General features: G+C 61.1%; 16 protein-coding genes and 5 pseudogenes. 11 read left to right on the top strand and 10 right to left on the bottom strand.

What is annotated here, in order from left to right; genetic code table 11:
* Nucleotides 1-1377 carry an ATP-binding protein gene (locus tag PO860_RS14275; RefSeq protein ID WP_273884304.1) on the top strand — a complete coding sequence of 459 codons (1377 nt, stop codon included), beginning with the start codon at nucleotides 1-3 and terminating at the stop codon, nucleotides 1375-1377.
* Here the strand turns inward: PO860_RS14275 and PO860_RS14270 are convergent.
* The gene (locus PO860_RS14270; RefSeq protein ID WP_273884303.1) at nucleotides 1374-1832 is read right to left on the bottom strand and encodes a winged helix-turn-helix transcriptional regulator; all 459 of its coding nucleotides are present in this window, start codon (nucleotides 1830-1832) and stop codon (nucleotides 1374-1376) included. The two genes, PO860_RS14275 and PO860_RS14270, sit on opposite strands and share 4 nt — an antisense overlap.
* A 35-nt stretch (nucleotides 1833-1867) precedes the next feature.
* Between PO860_RS14270 and PO860_RS14265 the strand changes: the two genes are divergently transcribed.
* Nucleotides 1868-2740: an oxidoreductase gene (locus PO860_RS14265; protein WP_273884302.1), complete on the top strand. Its 873-nt coding sequence runs from the start codon at nucleotides 1868-1870 to the stop codon at nucleotides 2738-2740.
* A 186-nt stretch (nucleotides 2741-2926) separates the two neighbouring features.
* Here the strand turns inward: PO860_RS14265 and PO860_RS14260 are convergent, their stop codons facing one another.
* The 3 genes and pseudogenes from PO860_RS14260 to PO860_RS14250 form a co-directional block, all read right to left on the bottom strand.
* Nucleotides 2927-3403, bottom strand: a complete 477-nt coding sequence (locus PO860_RS14260) for a BA14K family protein (protein ID WP_273884301.1) — start codon at nucleotides 3401-3403, stop codon at nucleotides 2927-2929.
* Nucleotides 3404-3545: 142 nt separating this feature from the next.
* Complete coding sequence (locus PO860_RS14255) at nucleotides 3546-3761, bottom strand: cold-shock protein (protein WP_003561293.1); 216 nt, start codon at nucleotides 3759-3761, stop codon at nucleotides 3546-3548.
* Nucleotides 3762-4248: 487 nt separating this feature from the next.
* A pseudogene (locus PO860_RS14250) lies at nucleotides 4249-5138 on the bottom strand (DMT family transporter).
* Between the two features lie 97 nt (nucleotides 5139-5235).
* Between PO860_RS14250 and PO860_RS14245 the strand changes: the two are divergent.
* A pseudogene (locus PO860_RS14245) lies at nucleotides 5236-5708 on the top strand (DUF3052 domain-containing protein).
* 4 nt (nucleotides 5709-5712) lie between these two features.
* On the opposite strand, the gene PO860_RS14240 reads toward PO860_RS14245, so the two are convergent.
* The 4 genes and pseudogenes from PO860_RS14240 to PO860_RS14225 form a co-directional block, all read right to left on the bottom strand.
* Complete coding sequence (locus PO860_RS14240) at nucleotides 5713-6855, bottom strand: PQQ-dependent sugar dehydrogenase (protein WP_273884300.1); 1143 nt, start codon at nucleotides 6853-6855, stop codon at nucleotides 5713-5715.
* 121 nt (nucleotides 6856-6976) lie between these two features.
* A pseudogene (locus PO860_RS14235) lies at nucleotides 6977-7225 on the bottom strand (class GN sortase); the annotation flags it as partial.
* A gap of 178 nt (nucleotides 7226-7403) precedes the next feature.
* Nucleotides 7404-7676 (bottom strand): annotated as a pseudogene (locus PO860_RS14230) (marine proteobacterial sortase target protein); the annotation flags it as partial.
* Nucleotides 7677-7912: 236 nt separating this feature from the next.
* Complete coding sequence (locus PO860_RS14225; RefSeq protein WP_430523281.1) at nucleotides 7913-9673, bottom strand: ArnT family glycosyltransferase; 1761 nt, start codon at nucleotides 9671-9673, stop codon at nucleotides 7913-7915.
* A 240-nt stretch (nucleotides 9674-9913) separates the two neighbouring features.
* On the opposite strand from PO860_RS14225, the gene PO860_RS14220 reads away from it, so the two are divergent.
* The 5 genes from PO860_RS14220 to PO860_RS14200 all read left to right on the top strand — a co-directional run bounded on the left by PO860_RS14220 (nucleotide 9914) and on the right by PO860_RS14200 (nucleotide 13868).
* The gene (locus PO860_RS14220; RefSeq protein WP_273884299.1) at nucleotides 9914-11116 is read left to right on the top strand and encodes a pyridoxal phosphate-dependent aminotransferase; all 1203 of its coding nucleotides are present in this window, start codon (nucleotides 9914-9916) and stop codon (nucleotides 11114-11116) included.
* Between the two features lie 100 nt (nucleotides 11117-11216).
* Nucleotides 11217-11483, top strand: coding sequence for a type II toxin-antitoxin system Phd/YefM family antitoxin (locus PO860_RS14215; RefSeq protein WP_183608065.1), 267 nt, complete (start codon nucleotides 11217-11219; stop codon nucleotides 11481-11483).
* Nucleotides 11480-11866, top strand: coding sequence for a type II toxin-antitoxin system VapC family toxin (locus PO860_RS14210; protein ID WP_273881161.1), 387 nt, complete (start codon nucleotides 11480-11482; stop codon nucleotides 11864-11866). Before PO860_RS14215 ends, PO860_RS14210 begins: the two co-directional genes overlap by 4 nt.
* Before the next feature lie 179 nt (nucleotides 11867-12045).
* Nucleotides 12046-12951 (top strand): glycosyltransferase family 8 protein, encoded by a 906-nt coding sequence (locus PO860_RS14205; protein ID WP_183608067.1) that lies wholly within the window; start codon nucleotides 12046-12048, stop codon nucleotides 12949-12951.
* A gap of 47 nt (nucleotides 12952-12998) precedes the next feature.
* The gene (locus PO860_RS14200) at nucleotides 12999-13868 is read left to right on the top strand and encodes a 3-deoxy-manno-octulosonate cytidylyltransferase (RefSeq protein WP_273884298.1); all 870 of its coding nucleotides are present in this window, start codon (nucleotides 12999-13001) and stop codon (nucleotides 13866-13868) included.
* A gap of 18 nt (nucleotides 13869-13886) precedes the next feature.
* Here PO860_RS14200 and PO860_RS14195 read toward each other — a convergent pair whose 3' ends face one another.
* Nucleotides 13887-14984 carry a calcium:cation antiporter gene (locus PO860_RS14195; protein ID WP_273884297.1) on the bottom strand — a complete coding sequence of 366 codons (1098 nt, stop codon included), beginning with the start codon at nucleotides 14982-14984 and terminating at the stop codon, nucleotides 13887-13889.
* 229 nt (nucleotides 14985-15213) lie between these two features.
* On the opposite strand from PO860_RS14195, the gene PO860_RS14190 reads away from it, so the two are divergent.
* A complete protein-coding gene (locus PO860_RS14190; RefSeq protein ID WP_183608070.1) occupies nucleotides 15214-15495 on the top strand; it encodes a DUF2188 domain-containing protein in 282 nt (93 codons plus the stop codon).
* Between the two features lie 189 nt (nucleotides 15496-15684).
* Here the strand turns inward: PO860_RS14190 and PO860_RS14185 are convergent, their stop codons facing one another.
* Complete coding sequence (locus PO860_RS14185) at nucleotides 15685-16587, bottom strand: LysR family transcriptional regulator (RefSeq protein WP_273884296.1); 903 nt, start codon at nucleotides 16585-16587, stop codon at nucleotides 15685-15687.
* 94 nt (nucleotides 16588-16681) lie between these two features.
* Here PO860_RS14185 and PO860_RS14180 point away from each other — a divergent pair.
* A pseudogene (locus PO860_RS14180) lies at nucleotides 16682-17125 on the top strand (NAD(P)H-binding protein); the annotation flags it as partial.
* Nucleotides 17126-17213: 88 nt separating this feature from the next.
* Nucleotides 17214-18162 (top strand): IS630 family transposase gene (locus PO860_RS14175; RefSeq protein WP_273885870.1). Its coding sequence is split into 2 segments (ribosomal slippage): nucleotides 17214-17549 and nucleotides 17551-18162, totalling 948 coding nucleotides; the frame shifts between segments, so codons are not numbered across the junction.
* The last annotated feature ends 1 nt before the right edge of the window (nucleotide 18163 follow it).

The raw sequence follows: 18163 nt of genomic DNA, 5'->3' as shown, positions 1-18163 counted from the left end.
ATGGTGACGATCGACAGCTTGCGGCGGGAAGACCGCAGTTCTGCGCCGGGCTGGCGCTGGATCGTCCGCTGGCTGCGCCGGCGGCTGCCGACCGGGCTTTACGCGCGCTCACTGCTGATCATCATCATTCCGATGGTGCTGTTGCAATCCGTCGTCGCCGCCGTCTTCATGGAGCGCCACTGGCAGATGGTGACGGAGCGGCTGTCGCTTGCCGTCACCCGCGACATCGCGGCGATCATCGAGATCATCGAGACCTACCCGCAGAATTCCGACTATAGCGAAATCATCCGCATCGCCCGCGACCAGCTCAGCCTGCAGATCTCGATCGAGCCGGACGGCGACCTGCCGCCGCCGCGTGTCAAGCCGTTCTTCTCGATCCTCGACGGCATCCTCAGCGACGAGATCACCGACGAGATCCACCGGCCTTTCTGGATCGACACGGTCGGCAACTCGAACCTCGTCGAGATCCGCATCAAGCTCGATAACAAGATCCTGCGGGTGCTGACCAAGCGCAGCCAGACCTATGCCTCGAACACGCATATCTTCATCGTCTGGATGGTCGGCACCTCGCTGGTGCTGATCGGCATCTCGATCCTCTTCCTGCGTGGGCAGATCCGGCCGATCCTGATGCTGGCGCGAGCGGCCGAAAGCTTCGGCAAGGGGCAGAAGCCCGACAATTTCCATCCGCGCGGCGCCGACGAAGTCCGGCGCGCCGGTCTTGCCTTCATTCTGATGCGCGAGCGAATCGAACGGCAGATCGAGCAGCGAACGGCGATGCTCTCCGGCGTCAGTCATGATCTGCGCACCATCCTGACCCGCTTCAAGCTGCAATTGGCGCTGGCCGGCGACAATCCCGACCTGAATGGGCTGAACGACGACGTCAACGACATGCAGACCATGCTGGAGGCCTATATGGCCTTCGCGCGCGGCGAGGTCGAAGAGGATGTCGGAGAGCTGAAACTGAGCGAGATCTTCGCGAAGCTGGAATCGGATTTCGCCCTGCACGGCAAAAAACTCAGCTATTCGATCGAAGGCGACGACGACATATCGGTCAGGCCGAACGCCTTCATGCGTCTGGTCACCAACCTTGCCTCGAACGCACGCCGTTATGCCGACAGGCTCGACATCGAGGCCAAGCACAATGCCAAATGGCTGACGGTGGTTTTCGACGATGACGGGCCGGGCATTCCTGAAAAGAACCGCGAGGACGTGTTCAAGCCATTCTTCCGGCTGGATATGGCGCGCAACCTCGATGCGTCGGGCACCGGCCTCGGCCTTGCGATCGCCCGCGACATCGCCCGCAGCCACGGCGGCAACGTCACCCTTGGCGATAGCCCGCTCGGTGGACTGAGAGCTACGATCCGCATTCCAGCCTAGATGCCTGTTGCAGTCAGTTTCACGGCTTTGCGCGCATCGAAATCGTCCAGGTGTTCGACGATCCAGCGCCAGAGCGCAGCGACCTGCATGAGGAGGTCGCGGCCGAGCGGTGTCAACTCATATTCGACGCGTGGCGGCACCTCGGGATAGAGCGTGCGGATGACGAGGCCGTCGCTTTCGAGAGTGCGCAGAGTCTGCGTCAGGACTTTCTGGCTGATGCCCTCGACCCGTTCCAAGAGGCGCGAGAAGCGCAAGGGGGCGCCGGCATCGGAGAGTACATGCAGGATGCGCAGCGGCCATTTCGCCGCCGCCCGCTCGATCAGAACACGGGCGCGCGCATCCTGTTCGTCCGTGATACTGCGGCAGAAATCGAACATGTCGTTGCTCACTTCAGTTACCTCAAGGTGTGTATGGATCGTCCGGGTACCTTCTTTCGATCGGATACAATAGACCATACATGAGCCGGGAACCAAAGAAGGAGAGGTTTCCGATGTCCAAGGTCTGGTTGATTACGGGGAGTTCGCGCGGTCTCGGCCGAGCACTGGCGGAGGCGGTTCTGGCCTCTGGCGACAATCTGGTGGCGACGGCGCGCGATCCTGCCCAGCTTGCCGATCTTTCCGAACGGTATGGCGGCCAGGTTTTGACGCTGGCCCTCGACGTGACGGACGAGGCCGCGGCCGCGGCCGCGGTCGAGGCTGGCGTGAAGAGGTTTGGTCGCATCGACGTGCTTGTCAACAATGCCGGTTACGGCAATGTCTCCTCGATCGAAGATGCCAGCCTTGCCGATTTCCGCGCCCAGATCGAGACCAACCTGTTCGGCACGATCATCATGACCAAGGCGGTCATCGCTCTGATGCGCGGGCAGCGGGCGGGGCATATCATCCAGTTCTCATCCGTCGGCGGCCGGATCGGACCTGCCGGGCGCGGCGCCTATTCGGCGGCGAAATTCGCTGTCGAGGGCTTTTCCGAGGTGTTGTCGAAAGAGGTTGCGCCATTCGGCATCAAAGTGACGGTGATTGAGCCCGGCGGCTTCAGGACCGATTTCGCCGGCGCCTCGACGGTGCTTGCCGAAGGGCGGCAGGACTATGCGGAGACGGTCGGCGCGACCGTGCGCTTCCAGCGTGAGTATAATGGTCGCCAGCCCGGAGATCCTGCCAAAGCGGCTGCGGTCATCATCCATATCGCCGGCCTCGATGCGCCGCCGCTCCGGCTGCTGCTCGGCAGCGATGCCGTGCGCAATGTCGAGAAAGCGGATGCTGCGCGTATCGAAGCTGATCGGGAATGGCGCGCCGTCAGTGTCTCGACCGATTTCGAGCCGGATGGCGAGACGGAGCCGACGTCCCGGGAACAGAAGGCGGGTTGAACAGGGGTAGAGCATTTCCGTTTTTCTTCGAATCACGAAAATGCTCTATCTCTTTGTTTTTACGCAATTCCCGGCAAAAGCGTTTCACGCTTTGCCTGGCAAAACCGCTGCACACTTTTGCTGGAATTGCTCTGAAAACAAAAACGCCGCTGAAAAGCGGCGCTTGGCATCGGGGATATTGAGCGATCAGCCGGCGGTGCAGAAGTGGCTGCGGCCGTCATTGCCGATATAGGTGCCGCTGCGCGGATCGAAGGACCGGTAACGATACGAGCAGTAACGCTGCCATTGCGGCGACCAAGGCTCCACTGACGAGCGGACCGGCGCGTAGTATTGCGGCTGCTCGACATATTGTGGCTGCTCGACATAGACGCGGCGCGGGGCGCGATAGACCGGAGCGGGCTCGTAATAATCCGGTTCGTAGGCCGGGTCGATGTAGCGGCGCTCTTCGTAAACCGGACCGTTATTGGCATTGGCGATGGCAGAGCCGACGATCAGGCCGGTGGCAAGGCCGACGGCGCCGCCAACCCACGCATCGTTGTTGCCATGATGATTGCCATGGCGCCAGTGGCCGTCGCGGGCCGAGGCTTCACCAATGGCGGAAAGGGTGAGCGCCGCAGCGGTTGCCGTCAGCAGAAGTGTCTTGGCGAGCCTGTTCATTGGCATAAATCCTAATCCCGGGAACCGAACGCCGGTTCCTTTCTCGATGGTCACAGTCGTACAGATTTTTAGCTGAACGAAGGCTGAACGACAAAACCCGGCATTGCTGCCGGGCTTCAACTCGAATTCGACAGCCTTGTTTAAGGGTTCAGCCCGCAATCTGCAGATTGACGGCCTTCGGGCCTTTGCCACGGCGATCCGGCTCCGTGTCGAAGCTTACCTTCTGGTTTTCCGTCAGACCGGCCAGCCCGGAGGCTTGAACGGCAGAAATGTGAACGAAGATATCGGCGCCGCCCCGGTCCGGCTTGATGAAGCCGAAGCCTTTGTCGGTATTGAAGAATTTTACAGTGCCAGTCTCGGCCATGCGTCAGGTCCTTTTCTCTCTGCCCGCCATCCACACGGGCAGCATCATAGCATTGCCTCCTTGCGGGAGGTGTTGGCAGGCAATTCTTGAAATGTGAGAAAAAGGTCCCCTCTACCTCTGCCTGCTCCAGGCAGGACTTTCGCCCGCCATTTTCGGAACCGGCTGACCGGAATATTAGCGTTCCCGGCGCGCAAATACTTAAGGACTTCCCATGCTCGCAAAATGCCCGAACGCGCTGAGAGTGCTGCGTTTAAAGGATTTTGGCAAGCAAAAGTTTTTAGCGTGCCGGGTGGGGCAGACCCCTGCGGATATCCAGTTTGCGCAAAAACGCAAAATTTTCTTCGAAGATAGGGAATGATTAACGTTTTATATCGTCTGCAATATAAGTTGCGAGCAGATTTTCCCAAAAATGCAACGTGAGCGCGTCTTCACACGCCTCCGGCAAAATTTTTTCCGATGCGTGACCAATCCATATTTGGACGCGTGTTCAGGCGGCCGGCACGCGTCGCCGGGCGAGCCCGGGCACGAGTTCGACCACAAGCATAGCGGTAAACAGGAGCGCGCAACCCGCATAGCCTGTCGCCGGCATCGTCTCGCCGAGCAGAAGGGCGGCGAGTGATGAGCCGAACAATGCCTCGGACGAGAGGAAGATCGCGGCCTGCGAGGGCGTGGTGTAGCGCTGGGCGATCACCTGCAGCACGAAGGCGAGGCCGGAGGAGAAGATGCCGACATAGAGTATCTCAGGTGCTGCGGCCCAAATCGCCGATAGGGTGATCGGTTCGACGGCTGCGGCAATGGCAAGCGCGCAGACCGCGGTGATGGCGAATTGCGTGGCCGAGAGCGCGAGCGGCCTTCCGGTGGCAGACACGGTCGTGCCGGCCAGGGTGATCTGGATTGCCCAGAAGACGGCGCAGACGACGGTCAGGAGATCACCTGATGTGAGGGCCGAGAGATGACCGCCGGACAGAAGATAGATACCCGCGATAGCCATCAGCGCGCCCGGCCAGATGACCCAATGCGGGGCACGACGCAGGAAGAACACGGCGATCAGTGGCACGAAGACGACATAGAGGCCGGTGATGAAGCTGGAATTCGTCACCGTCGTCGTCTGCAGCCCGACCTGCTGCGTGGCCGCGCCGCTGAAAAGGGCAAGGCCGGTCAGGACATAGAGTTTCGCATGGCGTCGGCTTGTCTTCACCTTGGTTTTGCGCGCTTCAAAAACGACGAAGGGCAGCACGGCAATGTGGCGACGGCAAAACGCAGGGCGATGAACCAGAAGGGACCGATCGCCTTCATCGCCGTCGATTGCGCGACGAAGCCGCCGCCCCAGATGGCGGCCGCAAGCAATAGGAGGAGGTTCGCCTGAGCGCGCGTCATGTCGTCCTCGATGGGGAAGGGATGTGCCCAATCGGTTAGCAGTTGCGTTTCTTCTAGGCAAGGGTGAACACTTCACACCTGACGATGGAGGTAGGGCATGCGACGCGAAGAAGGCCGGCCGGCCGGCGACATGGCGGCAACGCCCGGGACGGCAGGCTATTCAGGCACGCCGCTCGCCAGGAAGCTCGGCCTTGTGCGCGGGCAGGCGGCCGCCCTTCTTAGCGTTCCAAAGGCGATTAACGACATCCATGGCTTCGACGGTTTTGCCTCGGTCGCCCTTGCGCTTCCAGAAATACCTCGGCGGGCGTTCGACTATATGCATCTGTTTGTGACTGAACGAGAGGCGCTGGAGGCGATCGCGCCTACGCTCCTCGGTGTTCTGAAGCCGGACGGCATGCTCTGGATCTCATGGCCGAAGAAACGTTCGCGGGTGCCGACCGATGTCACCGAGGATGTGTTGCGAGAGATTCTCCTTCCGACCGGTCTTGTCGACGTCAAGGTCTGCGCCGTCGATGAGATCTGGTCCGGACTGAAATTCGCATCCGCAAAGAGCTACGCGGCGCGTTGTGATCTTTCAGCCGTTACTGGCCTCGGCGCGCGAGATCCTGAGCAGTGATCCGTCATCCTCGTCCGTCACCATCAGCAGCGCGCCGTCAGGCGCCACGATGATATCGCGGATGCGGCCGTATTCGCCCTCGAACAGGCGCTCTTCGGCCACGAAGGCGCCGCTCTCGTCACGCTGCATGCGCGAGAGCAGCTGGAACTTCAGCGCCGCGACGAGGAAATTGCCGTCCCATTCCGGGAACATAGCGCCGCGATAAACGGCGAGCGCCCCGGGGGCGATCGACGGATCCCAGTAATGCAGCGGCTGTTCAAGCCCTTTCTTGGCGGTACCTTCGCCGATCTCGGCGCCTGAATAATCGCGGCCGTAGGTGATGATCGGCCAGCCGTAATTCTTGCCTGCCTCGGGCTGATTGATCTCGTCGCCGCCGCGCGCACCATGTTCGACAGTGTAGAGTTTGTCGTCCTTGCTATCGAAGGCGATACCCTGCGGATTGCGGTGGCCTTTCGACCAGATTTCCGGCAGCGCCTTGCCGCCGTCCTTGAAAGGATTGTCGGCGGGGATGCTGCCGTCGGCGTTGATGTGGATGATCGAGCCGGCGTCGTCCCGCCAGTCCTGCGAGCGGTCGCGGTCGCCACGGTCGCCGACGCTGATGAACAGGCTGCCGTCGGGGGCAATCGCGATGCGCGAGCCATACTGGATGTTGCCCGAGGTGAAGCGCTGCATCGTGAAAACAGGCGTGACGGCGTCCAGTCTCTTCTCGTCAGCGGAAAGCGTGGCGCTGAAGGCTTCGGTGCCGGAGCCCTGCCGATTGGCGATGGCGGCGGTGAAATACAGCCTGCGGCTCTTGGCAAAGTCCGGAGCGAGCGCCACGTCCATCAGGCCGCCCTGGCCACGGGCACTGACCTTCGGAACACCGGCGATCGGATCGGAGACCTTGCCGTCGCGGATAATGCGCATGCGGCCGGGCCGCTCGGTGACGAGATAGGCGCCGTCGGGCAAGATTTCGACAGCCCAGGGATGTTCGAGTCCGTCGGCGAGCTTGTCGACACGGACGGTCGGGCCCTGCGTGTTGACAGTATCGGCGGCATCGGCGGATACCGCGCTGAAGAGGGCTAGTGCTGCTGCGAAATGGAAGGCGGACAGTCTCTTCATCTTGTTTCCCGTCGTCTCTCCAGTTCGAACGTGGAGCGGGCAGGGGGTCGCTTCAACCTCATTCGGTCCGCAATAACGGCTTTGTGTTTGCCGGTTGAACGGAACCCGTCGCCTGGTCGATCAGCCCAGCCTTCGCCTTCAGCAGGAAGCCATCGCCGATCAGCGCCAGGCCGTAAAGGGCAAGACCGGCAATGGCAAAGGCGATCGCCCGTTCGGTCGAGGAAAGGCGCCAGAGGAAAAAGCCTTTCCTTCGCCGCGCCTTCGGCACATCGTGGGCCGTGGCGGCGGCAAGGGCGAGTTCCAGATAGGTCGGAAGCGGCTCGAATTCAGTCGCTCCCTCATTCTGGCTTGCAGCAGGCCTAACGACCATCGGGCTTGGCTCCGATCAAGACAATGCCCTTGAGGCGACGACGCCAGACTGCCAGCCCGCTTGCCGCCGTCAGCGCCAGGAGCAGCATGGTGAGCCCGCGGATGATCTGCTCCTCGGCCTGCGTTGCCGTCTGCGTCAGGTTCATGGTCGAGGACTTCTGCGCGACCATCGTGGCGGCCTTGGCGATCGGGCCGGAGACATCGATGGCGACGTCGGGCTTCAGCCATGGTGCTTCAACATAAAAGCCCGCCGGCGAGCCGCTGTTGACGCCGTTCGGCCGGACAAGTGCTGCGAGCTGGTTGGATGCCTGTTGCGTCTCGGCGCGGGCGGCGGAGGCAAACCCCACTATTGCGGCGATGCAGGCAACAAGGGCGGTGACCGCGACAAAAAGTGAAACGGAAATCCGGCGCATGCGCATGCGCCCGACGGCAAGCTCATCTTCCAGAAACATTGGCGCACCCTCAATAACCAATTTCGGAGACCGGAATAATGCTGCTTCGATCTCGGCGCGCTCACGACCGAATTGCGGCGACGCACGGCATTTGTTGCGGCTTATTGGTGGCGATGACGAAGTCCGGCGATCTTGCTGATTTCAAAAGGCGAAAAATGCGATCGTCGCCACCGCGAAAGTGCCGGGGTCGGGGCCATATCCTGTCCGAGACCCCTGGCCTCGGACGGTCGCGGCTCTCATGGACGGGTGATCCTGTAGACCAGCAAATCATCCGAATCGACAAGCTTGGTTGCGGTCCTTTCCAGATAGTCGATGACCCCGTCATGATGCTCGACGAACAGCAGGTCCTGCTTGTCGGTGGCGTTCTTGGCCACGCCGAACAGATCCGCGCCTTGCGCGCGCAGTTCCTCGAGTTGGGCGATCGCGGTGGCATCGTCGGCGACGAATTTCGACCATTCGGTATCGCCTCCGCCAGGCGGGAACACCCAGCCGCGCGCCCTGCTGTAGTAGACTGCGACGGGATCGCCGACCTCGGGCGCGATGGCGACGACAAGCTCGCCGGGCTGCGCCAACCGCGCCAGTTCCTCGCCCAGCAGCTTGCCCTTCATGGCGATTGGCTTCTTCATCGTCCTGACGAGGGGAAGGGTCGACCAGACAAGCGTGACGGCCACAATGCAGATCGCGCGAAGCACGACCACCGGCGATAAAACGGTTCGCGATGCAAGCGTCGCCAGAAGAAGCGCGCCGCGGCCGCACAACATCGCGACCGGCACATGGAAGATGTGGAAGTTCCACACATTGCTAGTGATCTCGCCCGCCGCCGCCAGATAGACGACCATGGCCGCAGCCAGCCACACATAGGGGATGGCCGAAAGGGTGCACTGCCTACGGTCTTCGGGGGGGCTGGGCGGCATCCACAAGCCGACCGCGAGCAGGATCATGAACGGATAGCCGTAGAACCACAATAGCGAGGTGTTCCACGCGGATTGGAAGTAGAACCTGTCCCTGACGTATGTCCGGAAGCCGGATTCCCAGATATAGCCGCCGGTGCCGGCGACATGAAACGGCGGATAGCTGCGGCCGAGATAAATCGCCCAGCTGAAATAAGCGCCGATGACGGCCAGGCTCACGAGCCCCGACAGGAAGACCCCGGCCGCCTGTTCTAGTTTCTTTTCCAAAATCCAGAAGACCATCAGGTAGAAGATGACGGCACCGGCGGCCAAGCCTGGTGGCTTTGACAGGACACCGAGCGTGAAGCTGACCGTGGCGAGCGGCAAGAGCCAGCCGCTGCCGCCGGCCCAGTATTTGACGAACAGCCAGACGCCGAGAGTTACCAAGGCCAGCATCGCGGGATCGGGAAGAAACGAGCTGTCGATCATGATCGCCGCCGGCATCAGCGCATAGGCCAGTGCCGCTGCGTGGGCGTGCATCTCCCCCCAGCATTGCGCCGTCAGCCTGTGCAACGAAAACACCGTCACCAGACCGAAGAAGGCCGCAACCACGCGGCCGAACCAGTCGTGCCAGCCGAAGAATTGATAGAGCAGGGCTGTAAGATAGCTGACGATCTGGAATTCGCGGCCCTGATAGCTTGGCCCAGGCCCGGTCCAGCTGACCTCAGGAAAGAAGATGTTCCAGCTGCGCTGCTGGAAATTGTCGGCCATCATTGCGGTGCTTATCTCGCGCCAGCTGAAGCCGTCGACCAGCGGCAAGGTAATCTTGTGGAGCCTGAAGACGATCGCAATAATCAGGATCCCCAGCAAGATCGCCGTGTTGAGGTTCAGGTAGTTGCGAACAGCCATGTTCCGGCAGGTCGTCTGAGGGTATTGCCGACCGTCGGCCTGATTCAATTCCGGGTCGTCTGGCGCGATACGTGCGGGCATCGGATCGAGAGGAGGATCAGGCTGAGCGGGATCTCGCCGCCGGCGCGGTCGGTTGTGGAGCCGCTCGTAGGCTTCACCGAGCAGCGGCTTGGAAGGCTTGCGGGGCGGCTTTGTCATGGCGGCAGTTCATCAGCAATACCTTAAAAAGCAATTCACCCAGATTGATTATTGACTACGCGCCGCAAGCCTTGCCGAAGAGGACGGCGGGCCGGCTCGCCGGTGCGGCGAAACGATCAATAAGAATCATTGCCCCCATCACGCCTTTGCGCTTGAAATGCCGTCATACATTGGACATAGAGCTAACCGCAGAACTCCGGTCCCGGCTTTCTGCCCGTTTCAACCAATAGGACCGATATCATGGCCTTCCTTGCCGATGCTCTTTCTCGTGTGAAGCCTTCAGCCACCATCGCCGTCTCTCAGAAAGCGCGCGAGCTGAAAGCAAAAGGACGTGACGTCATCGGCCTCGGCGCGGGTGAGCCGGATTTCGATACGCCCGATAATATCAAGACGGCGGCCATCGACGCGATCAACCGCGGCGAGACGAAGTACACGCCTGTTTCCGGCATCCCCGAGCTGCGCAAGGCGATCGCCGCCAAGTTCAAGCGCGAGAACGGCCTGGAATATTCCTGGGAGCAGACGATCGTCGGCACCGGCGGCAAGCAAATCCTGTTCAACGCCTTCATGGCGACGCTGAACCCGGGTGACGAAGTCGTCATCCCGGCGCCTTACTGGGTGTCTTATCCGGAGATGGTGGCGCTGTGCGGCGGCACGCCGGTTTTCGTTTCGGCCACCCAGGAGCATAACTTCAAGCTCCAGCCGGCGGATCTCGAAAAGGCGATCACGCCGAAGACCAAGTGGTTCATCTTCAACTCGCCGTCCAACCCGACGGGTGCAGCCTATACGCATGCCGAGCTGAAGGCACTGACCGACGTGCTGGTCAAGCATCCACATGTCTGGGTTCTGACCGACGACATGTACGAGCATCTGACCTATGGCGACTTCAAGTTCGTCACGCCCGTCGAGGTCGAGCCGAGCCTCTACGATCGGACGCTGACGATGAACGGCGTCTCCAAGGCCTACGCAATGACCGGCTGGCGTATCGGCTATGCCGCCGGCCCGATCCAGCTCATCAAGGCTATGGACATGATCCAGGGGCAGCAGACCTCGGGCGCGACGTCGATCGCTCAGTGGGCGGCTGTCGAAGCGCTGAACGGCACGCAGGATTTCATCCCCGCAAATAAGAAGATCTTCGAAGGCCGCCGCGATCTCGTCGTGTCCATGCTGAACCAGGCCAAGGGCATTGTCTGCCCGGTTCCGGAAGGCGCCTTCTACGTCTATCCCTCTTGCAAGGGCCTGATCGGCAAGACGGCTCCTTCGGGCAAGGTCATCGAGACAGATGAGGATTTCGTTTCCGAATTGCTGGAAACCGAAGGCGTTGCCGTCGTTCATGGCTCGGCCTTCGGCCTCGGTCCGAACTTCCGCATCTCCTACGCGACCTCGGAAACGCTTCTCGAGGAAGCCTGCCGCCGCATCCAGCGCTTCTGCGGCGCCTGCAAGTAAATCGGACTGCGATAATATCGATCGAAGGCCCGCCGGTGACGGCGGGCCTTTTGCTTGTGCGGCGTTGACGATGTGGCTGCATGTGGCTACATTTGAGACTATGAAGACCGTTTCGATCCGCGATGCGAAAAACCGCCTGACCGAGCTCGCCCGCGAGGTCGAGGAAGGCGAAACCATTATCGTGACGCGGAACGGACGCCCGGTGTTCGATCTCGTGCCACATCAGAAACGCGGCGGTTTGAATTTGGAGGCCGGTCAGGCTTATCTTCGTGCTCGGGGTATTACCAATCCGGTGCCATTCATCGCGGACGATTTTGACGATCCGCTGCCTGAGGATTTTTTCCTGAGGCCCCTGCCGGAGTCATGAGACTTCTTCTTGATACTCACATCGTTCTGGCGATCCTGCGGAAGGACGCCGGCGAGCGATTTCCCGAGATCGCCTCGCTGCTTGGCGACAGCAAAACCGTGGGCTTCGTCAGCGTCGCAAGCCTTTGGGAAACGGCAATCAAGGCTCGTCTGGGAAAGCTGGATCCCGGCATGCCGCTCGAAGACATTGCCGGGTCTCTTGAGGAAATAGGACTGATCCTGCTGGGGATCGAAATTCGGCACGTCATCACCGCCGCCGATCCCGAGCCGGGAGCGCGCGATCCCTTCGACCGGCTGCTGCTGGCACAGTGCAAGGTTGAAGGGTTGCAGCTTGCGACCGTCGACCGGCTGCTCGTCGATCATCCGCTGGCATTGCGGCTATAGCTCATATGCCGATTCAACGCGTTGCCGCATTGATTCCGCTTTGCCTCGCAAGTCGTTGAATTCCGATTCAAAACGTGAGAGCGAGCGCCGACGGGACGGGCGGTCTGCGGTTGCGGGCGGACGCCAAACCAACTAGATATCCGGCATCAAGTTTAATTACCGCTTCGGGAGGCCGGATTTTGCAGCAGAGTGCCGTCATCGTCTGTTCGGATGTCAACATGCTGCCGGCCGCCTGCTGCACCCTGCTTTCTGTCAAGCGCAATCTCACGAACGCCGGCATAGAGTTCCTGCTTCTCGGCATTGATCTCAAGCCGAACGAGATCACCGAGGTCGGCAATTTCGCGCGTCTGCACGGCATGGCGATCAAGGTGCTGCCTTATGCTACGCCGGAGACGGCGCGACAGGCGCGAGGCCGCTGGTCCGCCGCGACGCTGGCGCGGCTTTACATGGATCTGCACATTCCCGAGACTGTCGAGCGCCTGCTTTACCTCGATGCCGATGTGCTCGCGGTGGCGCCCGTCGATGAACTCTTTGCGAGAGATCTGCAAGGCAAGGCGCTTGCCGCCGTCGACGATTACGTCATGGCTTTCCCCGAGAAATCAGGCGCGCGGCAGCGCAAGATCGGCATGGGCGATGGCGGCCGATACTTCAATGCCGGCGTGCTGCTGTTCGACTGGTCGGCCTGCCGGACGAGGGGGCTTTTCGCCAGGACGCGGGAAATCTTCGAGGAGCGGTCGCATCTCTTCGAGAACAACGACCAGGATGCGCTGAACGTCACGTTCGATCGCGACTGGCTGGTGCTCGATCCGCGCTGGAATACGCAGACGGGCCTGCTGCCTTTCGTCGATCGGCCGGCCATCTTTCATTTCACCGGCCGCAAGAAACCGTGGCAGGCGACCGTTCCCTGGGTTCACCGGCGGATGGCCGAACGTTATGCCGAGGATCTCCGCAACACGCCCTGGGCCTCCTTCTGCAGGCAGCCGTCAATGACGGGCCGGCTCGCGGGCTTCCTCTCGCATGTGGGAAAGCAGGTCGGCGGGCTGACGCGGCTTGCACGGATGCGCGCCTATTTCAGCAACAGCTAGTGAGGCGGGCCGAGCGCATCGTCCTTGGAAAGTGCATGTGAGCCGATATGGAATCAATTCCCAGCGATACACAAACCACGGCCACCGCGGATTGCGGCTTCAATGTCTTGACGCCGGACGCGTGGAAGGCGCTGCTGTCGCGCTATTCCCACGTCGTGCTGGTGGCAAACAGCGAGGCGGTTGATTTCGAGCGGCTGCGAAACGAATTGCCGGAGACGGCGCTCTACGTGTTCTTCAACAATGTCTATAAGGTGCTCGACGAGCCCTTTGCCGGACATGCGGTGCTGGTGGCCCGCAGCGGCGTGATGGGCGCCAATATCGTTCACCGGCGCGAAGTGGGGGATGTCCTGCGCTTCTTTGCCGGCAACGATTTTCTGGGCGTCGTCAATATTCGCGTCTCGGCTGAGGAAAACTTCAGTGAGGAGAGCCGCTTCAAAGGCGTCAGAGCCCGCCACCTCGATCTGACGCAAATGCTCGGCGATCTCTATCCGATGGGCAAGATTGCGACGAGCGGCTTTGCGATGGCGCTCTGGCTCGCCGACCTTCAACTGCCGGGCAAGATCCTGCTTGCCGGCTTTTCGGCAAAGAGAAGCGAGAAGTGGAAGGTCTTCGATGTGCATGATTGGACGTTCGAACAGATCTTCCTGCGTCTCTTTGCCCGGATGGGGGCGATCTCGATGATGGGCGGCGTCGATGCCAGCCCCTATGCGGCACTCGCCAAACGGTTTCCGCAGGTGCCGCCGATCGAGATTGCAATGACGGCTGCCGAGGTCTTGTCCGAGCGGCTCCACAATGCCAACGGTCAGATCGACCGGCTGATGTCCGTCACCAAATCCATCCGAGCGATCGAAAATTTCTTCCGGCGCTTCAAGCCGAAAACCCGGAAAGAGCGTTTCCTCGAAAAGTCGAAGGAATGACTGTCGCAAGGCAAGCCTTTAAAGCCCCAGCGCCGTCAGCATGACGAAGGTGGCGAAGAGGATGAAGTGCGTCATGCCTTCGATGGCGTTGGTCTCGCCGTCATTGAGGTTGATCGCGGCGGCAATCAAGGTGATTGTCACCATCACCGTCTGCACCGGGGTCATTGCCATGATGAAGGGCTGGCCGGTATAGAGTGCGATCGCCTCCATGACGGGCACGGTCAGGATTACCGTCGACAGCGAGGCGCCCATGGCGATGTTGACCGTCGCCTGCATGCGGTTTCTGAGTGCAGCCCTCAAGGCGGTCAGGATCTCGGGGGCGGCTGAAATCGCTGCGACGACGACGGCGGTGACGGCGATCGGCGCGCCGCTGTCGCGCAGACCCTCTGTCATGAAGGCGGCCATGAACTCCGCCAGCAGGCCGATAATGACGACGCCGACGAGAATGGTCGCGATCGACATCGCGGCCGACTCGTCGGGGCCGTGCTCCTCCGGACTTTCCTTCTTCCGTTCGGAGCGCGGATAGCTGTAGCTGAAGAAATAGCTGTGCTGGCCGACCTGCATGCGCAGGAAGAGGCCATAGAGCGCGATCATCGCGACGATGGTGAAGGCGGAATAATAGTGCCATCTGTCGGCGGGCACGAATTCTGGGACGATCATCGAGATGCCCATGGCGGTGAGGATCATCACGCCGTAGGTCTTGCCTGAATTGTCGTTATAGGGCTGTTCGCCGTGCTTGAGGCCGCCGAGCAAAGCTGCCAGGCCGAGAATGCCGTTGATATCGAGCATCAGCGCGGAATAGATCGTGTCGCGCACCAGCGTCGGCGAACTCTCGCCGCTCATCATGATGGCGAGGATGATGACTTCGACCGCGACGGCCGAAAGCGTCAGGATCATCGTGCCGTAGGGGTCGCCGACCTTGACGGCGAGCAGCTCGGCATGATGGGCAACACGGATCGAGGCGAGAACGATGGTGCCGACCAGGGCGGCGGCTGCGATCAGCGCGACGCCGCGTCCCATCTCGATCACTGCATGTTCCAAGAAATAGGCGATCGCTGCAACGACAAGTGCGGCGACCAGAAACGTCTCTTCCCTCAAGCGTGACGCAAACTCCAAGACTTAGCTCCTGTCCGGATTTATGCGTTTTATCTAAGCCTCTGATTTCGCATATCAAGCAAGCCTCCATTCAGTCTCATTTGCAGTCTTCGGCGTTTAATGGAATACTGAATGTCATCGGGGCCGGAAAGCAGATCGCGGCGTCCTCGAATTCTCGTCAAGCGGCCGCGATGATCCGGATCCTGTCCGGAAGCGTGCGAATGCGCAATAAAGATGAGGAGACGGATGCATGATCAAGGTGGTCTACGAAGTCGTGCCGCATGACGGCGGTTGGGCCTACAGGCTCGGAGGCGTCTATTCCGAGGCATTCCCGACCCACGCCGAGGCGCTCGAAGCCGCGCGTATCGTCGCGGACGAACAGCAGGTCGGCGGCGATTCCGCCGAGATCAGTTGGCAGGACGAGAACGGCAAGTGGCATGAGGAATATGCCGAGGGCGGCGATCGGCCCGAAACCGAAGTGGTGGACAGCCAGTGGAAGGGCCGCGCGGCCGAGGCTTCGCAGGGTATGTGACGCGAACCATCGCCCATCAAATGCTCGCGCGACGTTCGCCATTCATCCCGAATCCGGCTGCCACCTTCATTTGAGCGCGGCATAATCGGCCGCCGCTTGCGGATGCGCGATGACACAATCCCGAATCCTTCCTCCTTCGATACGTGCCGTCACCGGTCGGGCCGGATGCCGAGTCATGTGCTTATGGGGTCATGCGCTTGTGCAATATCGGTGATAGTCCTGGAGCCCTTTGACCAGCGCGTCGAAGGTGGCGCGGCAGCGCGGCGAAGTCTTCAGGCTCTCATGCATCGCCACCCATGTGCCGAGCGGGATCTCGAATGCGTCGGGCAGGATGCGAAGCAGGTCGGGATGTTCCCGGGCGAGGCCGGTCTGGCAGATGCCGATGCCGACGCCGGCGTGGATCGCCGAAAGCTGGGCAAGATTGCTGTCGGTCCTGTAGGAGAATTTGATGCCCTCCGGCGCGGGATAGCGTTTCATCACCATGCGGACATAAGCCGTCTGCCGATCGAAGCCGATGAGGCGATGGTTTGCGAGATCGGCGATGGTTTCGGGGATGCCGTGCCGTTCGAGATAGCGGCGGTGGGCGTGGAAGCCGAGCGGGATATCGCCGATGCGGCGCATGATCAGCGCATCCTGCTGCGGCTCGGCCATGCGCACGGCGATATCGGCCTCCCGGTTCACCAGATCCTCGATCGTATCCGATGCCGAGAGCTCGATCTGGAGCTCGGGATAGGTCTCCTGCAACGGTCCGAGAATTCCAGGGAGCACTTCGACGGCGATGACCTCGCTGGCGCTGATCCTGACGGTTCCGGCCACGCGCTCGCGCTGGCCGGATGCGGTGCGCAAAAGCGCGGCGGTGGTTGCCGCCAGCGTTTCGGCGTAGGGCTTCAGTGCCAGCGCGGCGTCGGTCGGCAACAGGCCGTTCGGCGATCGGATGAAGAGCTCGGCGCCGACCGCCCGTTCCAGGGCGTCGACATGGCGGCCTATGGTCGGCTGGGTCAGCCCCAATTCACGGGCGGCGGCCGAAAGCGACCCTTGCTGGAGCACGGTTAGAAAGCTGCGGTAGAAATCCCAGTTCGGTTCAGGCTTCATGTATTTTTGTATAATGACTGCACTTATTTCGTCAATTTCGTTTATCGCCTTCCGAGGACATACTCATCTCATCCGGTCGAAGGAGATGATTGTCATGAGCCGAGACATGAAGACGACGGCACTGGTACTCGGGGCGACGGGCGGTATCGGCGGCGCGGTTGCCCGCAAGCTGCTGGCGCGCGGCTGGCGTATCCGGGCGCTCAACCGTGACGCCGCCAAGGCGTCGAGGAGCGAGCCGGCTTTCGAATGGGTGCAGGGCGATGCGATGAATGCCGGTGACGTGCTGAGGGCGGCCGACGGGGTCGGCCTGATCGTTCATGCCGTCAATCCGCCCGGCTACCGCGACTGGGAAACGCTGGTGCTGCCGATGCTCGACAATACCATCGCCGCTGCCCGCGCCGTCGATGCGCGCATCGTGCTGCCGGGCAACGTCTATAATTTCGGTCCCGATGCCCTGCCGGCGCCGGCGGAAGAAAGTCCGCAGCATCCGCTAACGAAGAAGGGGGCGATCCGCGTCGAGATGGAGAAGCGGCTAGAGCGGTTCATTGCTTATCGGAATCGAGGTGGGATTCCCAAATCAGCAGAATTGTGATTCATCCTGGGTGCTGGAATGGAGGCCAGCATCGATGACGCGACCTTATTCGAATGATCTTCGTGAACGCGTAGTGGCTGCAGTTGCAGGCGGTCAGAGCTGCCGGGTGGTGGCTGAACGGTTCGACATTGCCGTCTCCTCTGTGGTGAAGTGGTCGCAGCGCCATCGGGTAACCGGCAGCGTCTCGCCCGGTAAGATGGGTGGCCATCGCCGGCGGGTGCTGGAGCCGCATCGCGCCTTCATTGTCGAGCGGATCGAGCAGATCTCGCACCTGACGCTGCATCGGCTGAAGGACGAACTGGCCGCCCGCGGTATCGCCGTCTCCCATAATGCCATTTGGCAGTTCATGCGCCGTGAAGGTCTGAGCTTCAAAAAAAACGCTATTCGCCCTTGAGCAGGGCCGTGCCGACATTGCCCGGCACAGGCAGCGCTGGAAGACTTGGCAAGCCCGCTTCGATCCGAAGCGGCTCGTCTTTATCGACGAAACTTGGATCCGCACCAACATGGCGCCGTTACGCGGCTGGGGACCGAGGGGCAAGAGGCTGCGCGGCTTTGCCCCACATGGACGCTGGCGCACACTCACTTTCCTCGGCGCTCTGCGCTGTGATCGGCTCACTGCGCCCTGCGTCTTCGATGGCCCAATCAATGGCGAGTGCTTCGAGGCTTATGTCCGCCAACAGCTGATCCCGACACTTAAGCCCGGCGACATCGTCATCCTCGACAACCTCGGCTCTCACAAAGCTAAGGCCGTCCGCGATGCCATCAAGGCGGCCGGCGCCAGACTATGGTTCCTGCCGAAATATTCCCCTGACCTTAATCCGATCGAACAGGCATTCGCCAAGATCAAACATTGGATGCGCCAGGCCCAAAAGCGAACCGTCGACGACACCTGGCGTCATCTCGGAGACCTCGTCGGCACCATCAAGCCTGACGAATGCGCAAACTACTTCACAAACGCTGGCTATGCTTCCGTCAAAACGTGAA

It is taken from the genome of Rhizobium binxianense (assembly GCF_028994275.1).
Classification (GTDB): Bacteria; Pseudomonadota; Alphaproteobacteria; order Rhizobiales; family Rhizobiaceae; genus Rhizobium; species Rhizobium binxianense.
The sequence above is the reverse complement of the archived record's forward strand: the minus strand, read 5'-3'. Positions and strand labels throughout refer to the sequence as shown.

Bases quoted from the DNA above. Each gene is read 5' to 3' on its own strand.
- PO860_RS14275 (WP_273884304.1), top strand. From the start codon at position 1: ATGGTGACGATCGACAGCTTGCGGCGGGAAGACCGCAGTTCTGCGCCG.
- PO860_RS14270 (WP_273884303.1), bottom strand. From the start codon at position 1,832: ATGGTCTATTGTATCCGATCGAAAGAAGGTACCCGGACGATCCATACA.
- PO860_RS14265 (WP_273884302.1), top strand. From the start codon at position 1,868: ATGTCCAAGGTCTGGTTGATTACGGGGAGTTCGCGCGGTCTCGGCCGA.
- PO860_RS14260 (WP_273884301.1), bottom strand. From the start codon at position 3,403: ATGCCAATGAACAGGCTCGCCAAGACACTTCTGCTGACGGCAACCGCT.
- PO860_RS14255 (WP_003561293.1), bottom strand. From the start codon at position 3,761: ATGGCCGAGACTGGCACTGTAAAATTCTTCAATACCGACAAAGGCTTC.
- PO860_RS14240 (WP_273884300.1), bottom strand. From the start codon at position 6,855: ATGAAGAGACTGTCCGCCTTCCATTTCGCAGCAGCACTAGCCCTCTTC.
- PO860_RS14225 (WP_430523281.1), bottom strand. From the start codon at position 9,673: ATGACAAAGCCGCCCCGCAAGCCTTCCAAGCCGCTGCTCGGTGAAGCC.
- PO860_RS14220 (WP_273884299.1), top strand. From the start codon at position 9,914: ATGGCCTTCCTTGCCGATGCTCTTTCTCGTGTGAAGCCTTCAGCCACC.
- PO860_RS14215 (WP_183608065.1), top strand. From the start codon at position 11,217: ATGAAGACCGTTTCGATCCGCGATGCGAAAAACCGCCTGACCGAGCTC.
- PO860_RS14210 (WP_273881161.1), top strand. From the start codon at position 11,480: ATGAGACTTCTTCTTGATACTCACATCGTTCTGGCGATCCTGCGGAAG.
- PO860_RS14200 (WP_273884298.1), top strand. From the start codon at position 12,999: ATGGAATCAATTCCCAGCGATACACAAACCACGGCCACCGCGGATTGC.
- PO860_RS14190 (WP_183608070.1), top strand. From the start codon at position 15,214: ATGATCAAGGTGGTCTACGAAGTCGTGCCGCATGACGGCGGTTGGGCC.
- PO860_RS14185 (WP_273884296.1), bottom strand. From the start codon at position 16,587: ATGAAGCCTGAACCGAACTGGGATTTCTACCGCAGCTTTCTAACCGTG.